General features: G+C 43.2%; 17 protein-coding genes. 5 read left to right on the forward strand and 12 right to left on the reverse strand.

All coding sequences use genetic code 11. The features are described 5' to 3' along the window. Positions 1-53: 53 nt before the first annotated feature. From AC59IL_RS10070 to AC59IL_RS10090, 5 genes are all read right to left on the reverse strand, one after another. A complete protein-coding gene (locus tag AC59IL_RS10070; protein WP_496551989.1) occupies positions 54-1055 on the reverse strand; it encodes an MlaD family protein in 1002 nt (333 codons plus the stop codon). Positions 1056-1125: 70 nt separating this feature from the next. Then, entirely contained in the window at positions 1126-1899 is a 774-nt protein-coding gene (locus AC59IL_RS10075) for an ABC transporter ATP-binding protein (RefSeq protein WP_496551990.1), read from the reverse strand. Then, entirely contained in the window at positions 1900-2700 is an 801-nt protein-coding gene (locus tag AC59IL_RS10080; protein WP_496551991.1) for an MlaE family ABC transporter permease, read from the reverse strand. A 100-nt stretch (positions 2701-2800) separates the two neighbouring features. After that, positions 2801-3979: a S8 family serine peptidase gene (locus tag AC59IL_RS10085; protein WP_496551992.1), complete on the reverse strand. Its 1179-nt coding sequence runs from the start codon at positions 3977-3979 to the stop codon at positions 2801-2803. Between the two features lie 302 nt (positions 3980-4281). Further along, the gene (locus AC59IL_RS10090) at positions 4282-4800 is read right to left on the reverse strand and encodes an NADPH-dependent FMN reductase (RefSeq protein WP_496551993.1); all 519 of its coding nucleotides are present in this window, start codon (positions 4798-4800) and stop codon (positions 4282-4284) included. Between the two features lie 84 nt (positions 4801-4884). Here AC59IL_RS10090 and AC59IL_RS10095 point away from each other — a divergent pair, with 84 nt between their 5' ends. Further along, a complete protein-coding gene (locus AC59IL_RS10095; RefSeq protein WP_496551994.1) occupies positions 4885-5628 on the forward strand; it encodes a TonB family protein in 744 nt (247 codons plus the stop codon). 70 nt (positions 5629-5698) lie between these two features. Here the strand turns inward: AC59IL_RS10095 and AC59IL_RS10100 are convergent, their stop codons facing one another. Further along, positions 5699-6934: a DUF2264 domain-containing protein gene (locus tag AC59IL_RS10100; RefSeq protein WP_496551995.1), complete on the reverse strand. Its 1236-nt coding sequence runs from the start codon at positions 6932-6934 to the stop codon at positions 5699-5701. 146 nt (positions 6935-7080) lie between these two features. Between AC59IL_RS10100 and AC59IL_RS10105 the strand changes: the two genes are divergently transcribed. Further along, the gene (locus AC59IL_RS10105; RefSeq protein WP_496551996.1) at positions 7081-7512 is read left to right on the forward strand and encodes a response regulator; all 432 of its coding nucleotides are present in this window, start codon (positions 7081-7083) and stop codon (positions 7510-7512) included. 87 nt (positions 7513-7599) lie between these two features. On the opposite strand, the gene AC59IL_RS10110 is transcribed toward AC59IL_RS10105, so the two are convergent. Further along, positions 7600-10212 (reverse strand): T9SS type B sorting domain-containing protein, encoded by a 2613-nt coding sequence (locus AC59IL_RS10110; protein ID WP_496551997.1) that lies wholly within the window; start codon positions 10210-10212, stop codon positions 7600-7602. A 210-nt stretch (positions 10213-10422) separates the two neighbouring features. After that, positions 10423-10788, reverse strand: a complete 366-nt coding sequence (locus tag AC59IL_RS10115) for a winged helix-turn-helix transcriptional regulator (protein ID WP_496551998.1) — start codon at positions 10786-10788, stop codon at positions 10423-10425. A 122-nt stretch (positions 10789-10910) separates the two neighbouring features. Between AC59IL_RS10115 and AC59IL_RS10120 the strand changes: the two genes are divergently transcribed. The 3 genes from AC59IL_RS10120 to AC59IL_RS10130 all read left to right on the forward strand — a co-directional run bounded on the left by AC59IL_RS10120 (position 10911) and on the right by AC59IL_RS10130 (position 13374). Then, positions 10911-11966: a zinc-dependent alcohol dehydrogenase family protein gene (locus AC59IL_RS10120; protein ID WP_496551999.1), complete on the forward strand. Its 1056-nt coding sequence runs from the start codon at positions 10911-10913 to the stop codon at positions 11964-11966. Positions 11967-12309: 343 nt separating this feature from the next. After that, on the forward strand, positions 12310-12840 hold the full coding sequence (locus AC59IL_RS10125) for a carboxymuconolactone decarboxylase family protein (RefSeq protein ID WP_496552000.1): 531 nt from the start codon (positions 12310-12312) through the stop codon (positions 12838-12840). Between the two features lie 282 nt (positions 12841-13122). Further along, positions 13123-13374 carry a hypothetical protein gene (locus AC59IL_RS10130; protein ID WP_496552001.1) on the forward strand — a complete coding sequence of 84 codons (252 nt, stop codon included), beginning with the start codon at positions 13123-13125 and terminating at the stop codon, positions 13372-13374. 91 nt (positions 13375-13465) lie between these two features. Here AC59IL_RS10130 and AC59IL_RS10135 read toward each other — a convergent pair whose 3' ends face one another. The 4 genes from AC59IL_RS10135 to AC59IL_RS10150 all read right to left on the reverse strand — a co-directional run bounded on the left by AC59IL_RS10135 (position 13466) and on the right by AC59IL_RS10150 (position 15489). Continuing rightward, the gene (locus tag AC59IL_RS10135; RefSeq protein WP_496552002.1) at positions 13466-13672 is read right to left on the reverse strand and encodes a hypothetical protein; all 207 of its coding nucleotides are present in this window, start codon (positions 13670-13672) and stop codon (positions 13466-13468) included. Positions 13673-13838: 166 nt separating this feature from the next. Next, on the reverse strand, positions 13839-14015 hold the full coding sequence (locus tag AC59IL_RS10140; RefSeq protein WP_496552003.1) for a hypothetical protein: 177 nt from the start codon (positions 14013-14015) through the stop codon (positions 13839-13841). A gap of 302 nt (positions 14016-14317) precedes the next feature. Further along, positions 14318-14797: an acyl-CoA thioesterase gene (locus AC59IL_RS10145; RefSeq protein WP_496552004.1), complete on the reverse strand. Its 480-nt coding sequence runs from the start codon at positions 14795-14797 to the stop codon at positions 14318-14320. An 80-nt stretch (positions 14798-14877) separates the two neighbouring features. Beyond that, on the reverse strand, positions 14878-15489 hold the full coding sequence (locus AC59IL_RS10150; protein ID WP_496552005.1) for a TetR/AcrR family transcriptional regulator: 612 nt from the start codon (positions 15487-15489) through the stop codon (positions 14878-14880). Positions 15490-15574: the final 85 nt, after the last annotated feature.

Raw genomic sequence — 15574 nt, forward strand, 5'->3', positions numbered from 1 at the left:
ATTTTAACACCTCACCCTGTCCTTGAGGAGAGGGGTTAGGGGTGAGGTGACATTCAGTCAGAAGTGATTACGCTTTTATTTTTGTTTTTAGCTTCCTGGCGGGCTTTCTTTTTAAAAAATCCACGTAATAAAAAGTTGTGTTGCAGGGCTTCGAGGTCTTCATCTAATTTACGGCTGCCCGAGTTCAGATTTTCAATAATACCTTTTACCTGCCCCGCAGTTTCGGCATCGTTCAATAAAAGGCCAAGCGTGTTATCGCTGCTATTAAGCTGATTACCGGCCGTTTTTAAATTGGTAGTAAAAGAGTTCGCAGCATTGGCAGCGTCGTTTATTTGCCTTGTAGCCGTTTTTAAATTGGTCATTATAATGGTATCGTGCACCAAACCGTTTGCCAGGCTGCCGGGATTTTGCAGCTGTGCCGTATAATCAGCGATGTGGCTGCTTAGTTGTTCGCTGTTGTGCGCAGCCTGCTGCAGTTTGGTGGCTGTATTTTGCAATGCTTTATACAGGGTTTCATCGGTCAATAAAGCGCCGGCAGTGCCCTCGCCTTTTACCAACCTGCTGCTTACTGTTTTAAAATCGGTAGTAATAGCCACCAGGTTTTCGTTGTTCTTTTGCAGGGTAGCCATCATATCATCGGTGCTTAATGTTTTTTCAACCAGCAGGTTTTCTCCGCCTGAAATGGGATCAGCCTTTGGGGTACCGCCATAAATAACCACTAATTTATTACCAATAAATCCTTCGGCGCTTATTTTGGCTTTGGCATCTTTACGAATAAATTCCTGCGCTTTTTTTTCGATGTGCATGGTTACTTTTATCTGCGAATTGCCATTGAAGTCAACCGATTTTACAATACCTATTTTAACGCCCGAAAACCATACATTATCCCCTTTCTGAAGGCCATTTACATTATCAAAAACAGCGTGTACCGTTAGCGAGGGAACAAATGCTTTTTGTTGCCCCCCTAATGTAAAAATGCCCACAATCAAAATCAGCAGGCCTACTATCACAAAAATGCCTACTATAACTGTTCGCTTATTTTTTTCGGTGTTCATTTGCTTTGCTGTTTTAGAAAGTTCTTTTGCAACAAGGCAAATTCATTTACCCTATTACCAAAGAACCTGATCAGGTAATAAAATTGTATTCATAAAAGCTTTTCACCCGCTCGTCGCCATTTTTAAAAATGGCATCAAAGGTGCCTACCTGTACAAAACGCCCGTCGAGTAAAACGGCTATGCGATCGCCGGTCAACTTAGCGCAGGTAAGATCATGCGTAATAATGATAGAGCTGGTATTAAACCGTTCCTGTACTTCATTTATAAGGTCATTAATTTCCATACTGGTAACAGGATCGAGTCCGGCCGTAGGTTCATCATATAGCATAATGGCCGGTTGCATTATTAAAGTGCGTGCAATACCTATTCGCTTTCGCTGGCCGCCCGATAATTCGGCCGGCCACTGGTTAATGGTTTGCGACAGCGCCACCGCATCCAGCGCGGTTTCAACCGCATGGGTTACCTCGGCAGCGGTTAAATGCTTTGAGTTTCGCAATAAAGGAAATTCAAGGTTTTCGCGAACCGTCATACTATCGTACAGCGCGCTGCTCTGAAATGAAAAGCCGATCTTTAACCGTAGTTGTTCCAGCTCGCGGTTACTGATGGTGGATACATTTCTATCTAACACATTTACCGTGCCTTTATCGGGTTTCAGCAAACCGGCGATAATTTTTATCAATACCGACTTACCGGTTCCCGAACGACCAAGTACTACTACATTTTCGCCCTGGTAAATATCGAGGTCAATGCCCCGCAACACGTGATTCGGCTCAAATGATTTATGTAAATCACGTATTGAAATAACCACTTTGTTTTTATCGATATGCCGTTCTTTCTTTTTCATTTAATAAACCCTGAACCAGTTGGTGATTTGTACAATAATTATTTCTTCAATAAAAATCAGGAACATGGAGGTTACTACCGATGTGTTGGCCGCACGGCCAACGCCCTGTGTTCCCTGCGTGGTGGTAAAACCCTGGTAACAGGAAACTATACCAATGGTAAATCCAAATACAATTGATTTTATAACCGATGAAAAAAGATCCAGAAATGAAATGTTGTGAAATCCGTTTTCAATAAAAGATGCAAAACTGGTTTCTTCGTTCGCGTGCACATTTACGTAAGCACCCAACATGGCCACCAGGGCCATATACAGCATAAGCAACGGCACCATATAAGTAGTGGCCAGCACACGGGTTGTAACCAGAAACTTAAATGGGTTGGTAGCCGATACTTCCATGGCATCTATCTGTTCGGTAACTTTCATCGACCCCAGTTCGGCACCGATATTTGAGCCAACTTTTCCGGAAGTTATCAATCCTGTTACCAATGGCGCCAGGGCGCGTATGATGGCAATGGCCACCAGCGAAGGCAGCCACGAAGTGGCGCCGAATTCAGACAGCGACGGTCGCGATTGTTTCGTAAATACAATACCTGTGATAAAGCCGGTGAGGGTAATCAGCGGAAGCGATTTAACGCCTACCATATAACATTGCCGTATAACTTCTTTGAACTCGTAGGGCGGTAAAAACAACTCTTTAAAAAAGCGCCCTGTAAATTGCACGAATGCATATACGTCAAAGAAAAAATCATCGGGTTTCTTTGAAATAACATACCGGCGCGATTGCTTCTGTTTTACTTTCATCTGCATGGATCATGCAATGAAATTTAATAGCCGGTATAGTTGGGCAACCTTTTCCCCAAAACGTGTAATATGAATAAAGAAAATGAAGATTTTACAGATGCTATTTGTGGGCAATAGGATCGGGAGTGCCGTCGGGGTCGTTTTTGGCGGTACCTGAAGAGCTTATGTTTTTACCATTCAACAACAACAAACCAGCTACATGCGGAGCGGCCATTGACGTTCCGGAGAAAACAGCGTATTGCCCATTCAGGTAAGTCGATAAAATGCGAACGCCGGGGGCGGCAAAATCAACAACATCATTACCATAATTCGAGAAAGAAGCAAAATTATCAAGGCTATCAATAGCCGATACGGTGTAAATATTACTTCCGTTAGCCCGGCCGGGCGAAAACTGAACAGCCGGTTTATTATCATTACCGGCAGCGATGGTCACGAAAATGCCTTTCGAAGCGGTATTTTGCACCTGTTGATCAAGTATGTTTGAAACCTGGTCTTCGCCCAGGCTCATGTTCACCACATCACCGGCTTTGGCGTTTTGGTTAACGTACGCAAGCGCCTGAATAATTGATGAAACAGTGCCCTCACCATCTTTATTAAAAACTTTTAAAGCAACGAGGTTAGCACCTGAAGCCACACCTAATACACCAATCGAATTATTTTTTGCTCCGATAATGCCAGCCACATGCGTACCATGACCATTTTCATCGGCGGCAGATGTTACGCCGTTTATAAACGACCGGCTGCGGGTTTGATCTACATTCAGATCGGGATGTGTAAAATCGATACCCGAATCGATGATCCAGGCTGTTTTTCCGGTTCCATCACCATAACCGACGCGGGCTACATTCCAGGTAATTGATTTCGGTTCAACAACCTGAAAACAGGTTCCGAAAGCAATAATTCTGTCCTGCTCAATGGCAGCAACAGATGTATCAGATTTGAGTCGTTGTAATTCATCTGCAGATAAGCGGGCAATAAAACCGCCGGGCATACCCGAAAAAGTGCGTTTTAATGCGGTGCTGCTTATTTTATTTCTTTGCAATAAGGTGCTGATAAAATTGGTTTCCCGTTCGGCAGCCGACATTTTTTGGCTGGCCAATGCATTGTACGCTATTATGTACTGGCCTTCGATAGGCGTTCCGCTAATTACGCTTTTCTGTACCACACAATTATTGGTAGAAGCATCTGTTTGTGATGAAACATCGCTTTTACGGCAGGCATTAAACACTATCAGGCCTACTACTACAATACCAATAATACCAAATACTTTTTTGTGCATGAGTATGGATCTCCCCTTAATAATAACGAATTTTTCTAATATATCGATGGGTGGCCGCCCCATCGTTTAACATTTTTTTTAATATAACGGGGTAGAAGGGACAAATAATAAGCCAAATACCGTATTTTTTACATATGTATATTGTATGGTATTGTAAATCAACACCACATATATTAAAATTACCTATTTACCTCATGCGTAACTAATATAATACCCTTATTGGCAGTTGCATTATAAAAGTTTTTAATTGAGAAGATTTGGTGGGATAATTATTGATTTTCAATGTTATAAGACAATATCGCTCATATCATTTTTATCAGCGCCTGAATAACCTGCTGAATGGCCTGCCAGGTTGCTTCATCCTTTACCTCGCCTTTATCGTTCAGTTTCGATCGAACATAGGGAACCAGCAGCGCCCCGCCTTCGGGGATATTGGCCGATAAAGCGGTGAATATTTGTAACCAGGCGGCATGAGCTTTATCGCCGCCAGTAGCAGCTGTTATTAAGGCCATCGGTTTATTTACCAGTTCGCCCGAGCCCACCGTCCAGTCGAGGGCGTTCTTTAAAGCACCGGGTATGCCAAAAGCGTATTCGGGCGAACAAATCAAAACGCCATCTGCTTCGGCCAGTTGATTGCGAAAGTTGATCACCGGCTCAGGCGCCTCCATGTTGTCGTCGAAGGCCGGCAGGGTTGCCAGGTCCTGGTAAATTGTATAATCTACGTTTGCAGGAACAATTTGCTGAATAGCTTTTAAAATAATGGTGTTGGAAGAAGTAGCACGCAAACTACCGGATATGGCGAGTATTTTTTTGTTTGGCATTATTAAATTTTAATCTGTTACTTGAAAAACCTGCAACCGTAACGATTTGTTTTATTTTGCGACAAATTCTGAAACCTGACCTTTATGAAATTGAAAATCGTTCCTCTGCTTTACCTGTTCGTGCTTCCCTCTTTATCTTTTGCCCAGAATACCAAATTAATTACAGTAGAATCTGGTGAAAAATACAGCAAAATAAAAGAAGTATATTATGTACTGAGCAATGATGAAACAATAAAACACGGTAGTTACCAACAGTACAGAAACGGCGACCTGGAATATTCAGGTTTTTATAAGATGAATAAAAAAGACAGCACCTGGCTGCATTATGCCAGAAACGGTAAAGTGATATCGAAAAAAACATATGCCGAAACTACAAGGTGCGGGACCTGGGAGTTCTTTGATATGGATGGCTCACTCGTATGGAAGTACGATTTCGCTAACAAAACGGCAACACCGGTTCAACCCGACACACTTAATTATACCTACCAGGCCGAAAATGGTGAATGGGTGAAGGCCAAAACAACCCAGGCGCCGGTTTGGCTTATTACAAAAAACGAATGGAACATGTTTCTTAACCGTACCCTCCGCTACCCGCAAAAAGCCATTGATAAAAACTGGATGGGTACTGTTTGGATAGATATTACAATTGATGAAAATGGCAATGCGGTTGAATATTCCGTTGCTCAAAGTGCCAAATTACCTCTTGACGAAGAAGCTTTGCGGGTTTTTAGGTTATTTGAGTTTGAATTTGTACCTGCAGAACAAAATGGCAAAAAAGTAAAAACGAAAATAAGATTACCGCAAACATTCAGGCTCGAACGGGGATAGCATTACTGTCCCCTCGTTTAAATTTGCAGTCACATTACCTTTAATTAACAATCCGAGGTTTATTCCTGCATTAATTTTCAATAGCATGATCGATAGGAATGGCTTCGCCGTTCCAGACTTTTTTGGCCGTCCAGTCGGCATCTTCGTTTTGCCACAAAGGGTCCGAAGAGGGCAATCCCAATACCAGAAATACTTCGGAACACAAATACAAACTACCGGTTGAAATATAGCCTTCGCCAATATCGGGCTGGTGGCCGTATAAACCAATTTGCAGCCATCCGTCTTTATCAAAGGTGCCGGGCGCTTCCATTTGCTTTTTAATAATCGCATACAAAGCGCAACGCACCTGCTGCGGCAGTATTTCTTTTGGCAACTGATGCAATTGAGCAATCTTCGATAATAACTGAAAAGCGCCAAAGCGATAGGCCAGCGAACGGCCAATGGGCGGGTAGGTTCCTTCGGGCGATATAAGCCTTTCCTGAATGGCCGCATAACGGCGGGCGCGGGTGAGCTCAAGATCGTACAATTTACTTTCGTCCTGCCCCGAACTGATCAGCGTTTGCAATACTTCGATAAACATGGGTTGAATAACAAAGCTGTTGTAGTAATCCCAGTGAAAATTAGCGCCATCGCCATAGGCGCCATCTCCCTTATACCATTGCAAATGTTGCCTAACGGCATAGTCAATGCGCATTTTATCGCCGACGCCCTCAAACTGCAGCAGGGCCGCTTCGACCATAGCACTAAAAAAAAGCCAGTTGCTGGGCCCGGGCGTAATCACACGCGATGACTTCAATGCTTCGAGCACATTCTTTTTTGTGCCGGCATCGAGCCTGCCCCACAGCTGATTGGGAGCGCGCAACAGGCCCTGTGCTAAAAATGCTGCGTCTACCAGGGCCTGCCCCCCTTTATTAAAGTTCATGAAATCGGCTGCCGCCGGGTCGGTTGCATTTCGAATACACATTACAGAAAGATCGATATATTTCTTTCGTAACTTTCCTTCAGCGCTGCTGTCGGGTCCCAGCTCAAGCCAGGGAGCCATACCGGCCATCAAACGGCCAAAGGCTTCGAGATGGGTATAATTTTGCCGGTCGTTTGTTTTGGCTTCAACCGGCATTTTCTTTTTAAGTTCATTTTTACTCAGGGCCGTTAGCAAAGGATCGGCAATACGCAGGAGCGACTTCACCATATAATCGCGGTGCATGGCGCCGTTTACCTTTGATTTATTCAATTGTGACTGGCCATACATTGGCAACAGCAATACGGTTACAAGCAGGTACTTTGCGCTTATTTTTTTCCCATTCATTGAAGGTAGGTTTAACTATCAGGCAATGGAAAGATAAGTGATTATGATAAAGCGCAACATAACATTAATTAGTTTCGAATTAAATTGTTCATGATAAGGATAAATACCCCCAAAAATTGTTATTTTTATAACCAATGCAAAGGCTCATGGAACAACCAAAAACCCTGTTTATAATAGACGATGATGAAGATGATCAGCTGTTTCTTCATGAGGCTATACATGATCTCAAAATTCCCATCGATTTCTTTTATGCCAATAACGGGGAAACCGCTCTTCAACTGCTGAAAGGCGAAGAAATTCCTGTTCCTGATTATATTTTTCTTGACCTGAACATGCCTAAGCTCAATGGCAAAGAATGCCTGATTGAAATAAAAAAGCTTTCGAAATACGCCAACGTTCCCATCATTATTTATACCACAAGCTCCAATCAAAAAGACAAGCAGGAAATAATGCAGCTGGGTGCGCATTACTTTTTAACCAAGCCCACCCGCATCAGCGAGCTATGCAACTGCCTGCTCGATGTGTTTTCAATGAACTGGAAGCTGATATTTGAAACACGCAACGAACATGTTAAATAACGAATATTGAATATTCAATGTAGAATATTGAAGTTCTTTTTACTTCGACATTCATAATTCATTATTCAATATTCGATATTAAAGGCTTTACCTGATCAGCACTAAAGTGCCCCGTTGTATATAAGGCGCCCCTTTATAATCAGTCGCTTTTACCAGCCATACATAAGTTCCTGAAGGTTGTAATTTACCGGCAATGGTACCATCCCACCCGTGTTCATTTATCGAAGTGCTGAACACCAGCTGCCCCCAGCGGTTAAAAATCTGAAAATTATCAATGCGGGCCATGCCCACCGCTATCGGGCGAAGGTAATCGTTACGGCCGTCGCCGTTGGGGGTAAATGCATTAGGAACAAAAACCGACGGCATGGTTTGAAATACTTTCACTTTTATAAAAGCCGAATCAATACAACCGGCTTCATTATACACCAGCACTTTGTACAAAATGCCGGTTGAAGGATAACTATATAAAGCAACCGGGTTGGCAATGCCATCGTTCGACAGGCTGGTAGAAGGTACCCATTTGTAGGTCACACCACCCGAGGCCTTTAATTGTAACGACTGACCTGTTATAACCGCTGTATCTCTTCCGGCAAATGCCATGATATCGGGCAACACGTTCACCATCACGGTATCGAAACCTGGCTTGGGACATCCTTTATTATCGTAGGCCGATAGCACGTAGGCGGTAGTAGCTTTGGGTGAAGCGACCGGATCAAGCACCGTTAAATCACTGAGCGAAGAAGCCGGTAGCCAGGCGTATGAAATAGCTTCGGTGCTTCCATTCAGCCGGGCCCGGGTATCAAAACAAATGGTAGTATCGGGGCCGGCATCAGCTACCGGGTAGGGCACCGTAGTAACCATTACCTTATCCCAGGCAATACAGCTGCCAATGCTGGCTATTACTTCATACCTGGTTGTGAAGCGTGTTACTGCCAGGGGGTTGGCGGCTAATGGATTCAACACCTGTGTGGCCGGCGTCCAGCTGTATTTCAATCCATCCGATTGCAGGTGCAGGCGAATGGTATCGCCCTGGCAAATGGCAGTATCGCTCATGGCCGTCAAAGTAACGTGATCAACTACCCGAACGTTTACTGAATCGTGGTTTACACATCCGTTATCATCGAGGTATACGGTATAGGTGGTTGTATTTACAGGCGATACTGTTGGCGTGGCCGTATTGCCATTTACCATAGCAGTGCCCGGCGTCCAGCTGAATACACCATTGCCATCAGCCTGCAGCTGCACGGCATCGGGCACGCAAATGAGCGTATCACGAAATGCCAGTTTTAACGGAGGCTTATCTACAATATTTACATCTTTAACAACCGTATCGCGACATCCTTTTGTATCGGTGGCAATCAGCCGCGCATTTTTCAACCCCATTGCGGTATAGGTGTATACCGGCGAGGGTAGAACCGATACATCATTGGCCGTACCATCGCCAAAATCCCAGTCCCACGAATTAACCATACCATAAACACTAACCGAAGCATCGGTAAACTGCGTTGGTTTGGTATAACAAATTCCGTTTACGGTAAAATCGGGTTTAAAACCCGGATACACCCGGGCCATGGAAGTGGCCGAATCGGAACATTGCTGGTTGCGGTTTATAACCAGCTTTACGGTATAGGTGCCTGTATCAGTAAACGTATAACTGGTAATGGGGGAAGATGAATTATATAGCGATACACCTTTGCTATCGAATACCTCCCAGTTAGTGGATGTAATCAGGGGGCTGGCGCTATTATTGGCCAGGCTAATGGTTTTTGAATTTTTGCAAAGCATAAATTCCGGTGGCACCGAGGCCGAGGCAATGGTACAGGCCGTAATGCGTATCTGCAAATCTTTACGTTGCGTGGCAATTACAACACCATTCCGTATTTCTTCAACCTGCACAGTTACCACATAAATGCCATCACCGGGGGCAATGCCGGTAATAAGACCGGTTTTGGAATCGATTTTTACATTGGTGCCCATAGGCGAACCGGCGCCGAAATTTGAGCCGTAGGGAACCGATGCATAAGGAGGCGGTGCAGGAGGAAAATTGGTTCCACCGCCGCCCGACCCGCCGATATAGGCATTGGTAAAAGAATACCGTAATACATCGCCGTCTTTATCTTCGGCCGCGAAACTGTATGAAAAAGAATTATTGGCGCAAATCACCACCATATCGTCGCCTGTGAAACGGGCACTGTTATTTTGAGGAGCTGTTGATAAGGAAGAAGTACCCGGAATTTCGCCGGTATAGGTGGCGCCGATGTTGCCATAACCCGATGTAAGGTTCGAAATTCCCTGAACACGATATACAACCTGTATCACAATTACATATCCTTCGGCCGCCGCCGGCAGCGATACACTGAAATCATAAAAACCTATCTGATAACATACCGCCGGGGGGTTAGTAATGCACGGACTGGGATTGGTTAACTGTAATCCGTCCTGATGGGCCATGGGCACCGAAATATCTGTAATGTGAGCGCCTGTTGTACGGTTGAAGATGCCAAAGTAAGCCGGATTGGGAAGCCTGCGGTTACTGTAACAATCCATAAATAGTTTAGCGGTGATCTGATAATTGTACAGGCCATTGCTTACGCCGGTAAATGTATAGAACATTTCTCCGCCGGTGATATGATCAGCCCTAACCCTGAGGGCACAGGTCATCATTAGCATTAGCATGCAGCCAATAACAGTCTTCTTCATGCATTAAGCAAAAAGTGGTTACTATAATTGCAGTAAAGGGTATTTGATCAAAGATGGGTTAGTAAAATGCCGCCTGGTACAGTAAACATTGTGCAATAGTAATATACGATTTTTTGAGGAGAAGGTTGCTAAATAACTGCGTTTATAAAATAGAAATCTAATTATCCGGAGCCGGAATAATTTGGTAGAATTCTAAATAAAGAGAAGACGTTATTGCGATTCCCCGCTTTCCCCCATTTCGGCGATGCCCTGTTGCTTCATTTGTACCATGCCCCAGTTACTGATCAATTCAATGGAAGGAATAAGTGCGTGGCCGTTTTCGGTTAAATGATATTCTACCCGGGGTGGCACTTCAAGATAAACGGTGCGAACAATTAACCGGTCGTCTTCAAGCTCGCGTAAAACCTGGGTGAGCATTTTGGGGGTTATACCGGTAATCAATCTGCGCATTTGACCATATCGTTTTACACCATCTTTTAAAAACCACAAAACACGGCCTTTGTATTTACCTCCAATACGCTGAAAAGCATAATCAACAGGACATTGTGGGTTAACCGGCTGTTTTATTTTAGCCATTTCTGAAAATTTTTAGTGTTGATTATCAACAATAGTATACAAATGGTATGTAGGGTACCAAATAGTGCATACTTGACTCAAATATACTACCTCCCATAGATTTGCTGCTTAAATAAATTTTTATGCTATCCGCTGAAAAAAGGAATCAGGCAGAAATAATTAAAACACAGATGAAAAGCTTTCACGTTCAGTATGGACATGGCCTTGAAGGGATCAGTTTAAAACAACATGCCGTACCAAAACCCGGCAGGCATGAAGTGCTGATAAACATACGGGCCAATTCGCTTAGCTATCGCGATGTAAATATTCTGAACGGTAATTATCCATTGCCCGTGAAAGATGATGTAATAGCCGTGTCAGACGGGGCAGGCGAAATAATAGCCATTGGCGAAGCCGTTACACGCGCAAAACCGGGCGATCGCGTTGCTGTAAATATGTTTCCCTTATGGATAGATGGACCGTTTGCCTGGGAATATGCACCACAGATCGGTGGTTCGCTCGATGGCCTTTTAACTGAATATGCCGTTGTGCATGAAGATGCAGTAGTACCTGTTCCCGATCACTTGTCATATGAGCAGGCCGCCACCTTACCCTGTGCAGCTTTAACCGCCTGGAATGCATTAACCGGCGGAAAGCCTTTGCAGGCAGGTCAAACCGTATTAACGCTGGGATCGGGAAGTGTTTCACTTTTTGCCATTCAGTTCGCAAAGCTGTTTGGCGCCCGGGTTATTGCAACAACTTCAACCGATGAAAAAGCCGAAAAACTGAAAGCATTAGGCGCCGATGAGGTTATCAATTACCGCCAGCTACCTGAATGGCATAAAACAGTTCGGCAGCTAACCAATGGCCGTGGGGCAGACCAGGTAGTTGAAGTGGCAGGATCTACTATGGAACAATCTATTTTATCTGCCGCAGCAGGAGGACAGATAAATTTCATCGGTCGCATGGGCGGCGATTCGAAACCGGTAAACCTAACGTTGCTGTTTATGTCGGCCGCGCACATAAGGCCTATTGCCGTTGGCAACCGCTCACAGTTTATTGCCATGAGCAGGGCAATTGCGGTTAATAAACTACAACCGGTAATTGACCGCATTTTTTCATTTGATGAATCGCGGGAGGCATTCAGGTACCTGCAGGCAGGCAATTATTTTGGAAAGATTGTGATCAGCCATCAGTAATTCAATGCAAATGAATTTAAGCCGGTGTTCCTCCCGATAACTATCGGGAGACCGTTGAAAAATAACCGTTACGCCAGGGCGGTACATAGGTGCAGCGTTAAAAAAATAGTTTTTCTCTGCGTCTCCGTGTCTCTGCGGTAAAAATCAACTTAATTCACCGGTAAAAATTCTGTAATCATTCTATCATCTTAGGGTCATCTTAGGGTATTCTCAGGGTTTTTTTAGGATTTAAACCCATGGTTGATCCTAAGAATATCCAGACAATATCCTAAGATGGTACAACTCTAAAGGTTAGCTGCCCGAAATTTTATACAGCTTTATCATTTTTAAATCACTAATACAAATGCATTTTACAGTACCTACCAATGAACAGGTATCAGAAAATAACCGGAAAATATTCGATCAGTTTAAAAAAGCATATGGCTTTGTTCCTAATTTGTTAGCGATGTTTGCCTGGAACGAAACAGCCCTTACCGATTACATCGCTTTTCAAAGCCGTAAAAGCACTTTATCGGTAAAAGAAAAAGAAGCCATTAATTTGATCGTAAGCCAGGTAAACGGATGTAAATATTGCCTGCGGGGTCATACACAAACAGCAAAAGCAGCAGGCTTTACCGAAGAGCAAATCATTGGCATCAGAAAGGCCGATGTACCATTTGATAACAGGCTGAATGTCCTGGTACAATTTGCGAAAGAAATAACCCTGCAACGTGGCCGCCCTTCGCAATCGTCTGTTAATTGTTTTTTTGAGGCGGGTTATACCAACGCAAATTTGATAGATGTAATACTAACCATATCAGGAAAAATTATCAGCAATTATTTGCATAACATCACGCAAATACCGGTCGACTGGCCCGAAATTCCGGAAATATGATGCTTCGTTGATTAGAAAATGCCGCTTATCCGGCTAAATAATAAGACCAGGATATTTTTTAGAGAGATACGCCTGTTTTGATCACCGTCAACAAAAAGCAGGCGCCAGCGCTTTGTTCAACGGCCTGGCAGGCCGCAATTGACTAAAAACTCCCCGGTAAGCGGTTAATTTTCAACACTTTTCCCATATGAATGATTTATTTATGTAAGGCAACAGAATTGCAGCACTTTGCAGAGTGGATAGATTATTGATATACTTTAAATAGCATTAAACCACCTGATCATGCAAACTGATTTTTCAACTACCATTCTGTGTACAGACGGGCAGAAAAGGGAATTTCATTTTGCCCGGATTAATTCGGTGGCTATTTATTTTCACATTTCTGTGGTTGATAACAGCGGCCAGCTGGTTACTGCAACCCTGGCAAGAGATGAAGGCGGTCATTGGCGATTGCACGAACCCGAATTACCCGGCTGGTTCATTAAAGCTGAACCGGCATTGGGTAACCTTGTTGAACTAAAAGAAGGCAGTTAAACCCTGCAGGTTTTCGATCTTTTCGTTAGTTTGAATTATCTGTTTCAGTTTGTTCTATGCAGCAGTTTATAGAACACGTAGGGTTTATTTTCTAAACGAGATCTGTTTTGTCGTCACCAAGCCGGGCAGTTTCTTCTTCATCAAGGTCATCATTAGGACTGTGAACACTTAAATCGGCATCACTGTCAATATCTTTTTGTGCTTCGTTGTAAGCGCTTTTTACATCATTCGGTGTTTTGTTTTTATCTGCCTGCTTTTGCTTTGGGTTCTTTTTGTTTTTGTTTTTTTCTGAAGACATATGTTTTTTTAACAGCTATAAAAAATTTGTGCCCGAAATCATTAACAGTTTATCAAAAGGGTGAGCTTCTCCTGAAAAGAGAGGCTTCCCCTTTGGCAAAAAAAGAACCGGCTAAAAAACCGGTTCCTATACCCTTATGTTATGGCTGAAAGAAGCAAAAATTATATTAACTCAACACTGTTTTTTTATTGGCAAGAACATAAATCCATAATGCAGCCGACAAATAACTTGTTAATACCAGTAAGGCCGAAAATGTATATTGTCCGTTTTGAAACAAAGTAAAACTAACTAAGCTTGCAATAACTATCAGTACAATTGTAGTAAGCGTAAAAATCGTTTTCATATAAAATGTTTTTTAAGGTGATTTGTTTTTTAAGTGCTTTAAGCAAATTGCTTTTATGTACTAATAGATTGCCGAAAAGGCAGGAAGTTTATTAATGAAATGCTAAGAAGAAAGACGTATATAACGGCCTGTACGCTTAGGAAAGTGGTATTATAAATTCATTAACAGAAGCGCATTAAACACCGAAGCTGGAAGTCCGAAGTCGGAAAAACCAAAAGTCCGAAAGATGATTACCTTAATGCATCATCTATCAGACTTTCTGACTTTACTTACTGGAGTTTTCCGACTTCTGACATCCGACCTCAGACCTCAGACTTCTGGTTCATTAACGTTCTAACTCTTTCGGGTACCCCGCCTTGTATGTTTACATCATGTACCTGCATGCCGGCGGCAAAATCCATAAAGGTTGCAGGATGTTCTTTTTTGCGCCCGGTTTTTACATCAACGCAGGTAAAGTTGGTCCAAACGATGGCTTTCAAAGCGGCTTCTTTTTCATCGAACATCAGCATTTCTACCAGCAGGTGCGATTCGCCCAGTTCAATAAGACGTGATTCAATACATACGATTTCATTATAAAAAGCAGGCCGCACGTATTGTATATCGTGCCGGCGTACTACCCATGCCAGTCCCTGTTTGTGAAAATCGGGAAGCGTTACCTGATAAAACTGTTTCAGGTGGTCTTCTCTTGCGTTTAACATGTAATCAAGATAGCGGGCATTATTCAAATGTCCCAACGGGTCACAATCACTAAAGCGTACTGTATAAAATGTTTTTAACTGCATAAAACGGGAATGTTTGTGGTCAATTGGCAATGAGCAATTGGCAATATGCAATTGGCAAATTTTTATTGCTTGCCTGTTGTCTATTGCTCATTGCTTATTGGCCTATATTCTGTTTCAACACGATGTTTAAGGTTATCGATCAGCCTGTTCAGCAGGGCTACATCATCAAGCACTTTGGCCATCATAATGCCGCCTTCGATCTGGGCGAAAATCAGCTCTGCTTCTTTTTTAACAGGCAGGTCGCTGCGAAAAGCTTCTTCCTGAATACCTTTTTTAAGAATGTGCTGCAGCGTGCCCAGCATTTCGTGCATTGCCTCGCGGGCTTTCTTTTTCAAAAACGGATAGGCATCATCGGCATCAATGGCCGTGTTCATGAGCGGGCATCCGCCATCAACGGGCGGTTCGATGGTATAATTTTTATAATACTGTAAAATAGTAAGCAGTTTTTCAACAGCAGTTTTTTTAGCCTTTATCCTGCTGCCGATATCCTCCTTTAACTGATTATATGAGTATTCAAATGCCAGCCCGGCAATTTCATCCTTGCTTTCAAAATTGCCATACAATCCACCTTTTGCCAAACCGGTAGCCTGCATAATATCACTCATAGAGGTACCGGCATAGCCCTTCTTGTTAAACAGGGGCGCTGCTTTGGCAATAATAAATTCCCGGGTTTTTTCGGCTTTTGTCACCATGTAAAAATAAACCGTTCGGTCTATTTTTCAAAATTAATAATGGCCTTGATACTTTTAAAAAACAATTACCCCTGTTATTAACTTT

The organism is Niastella sp. sgz303648, assembly GCF_059587045.1.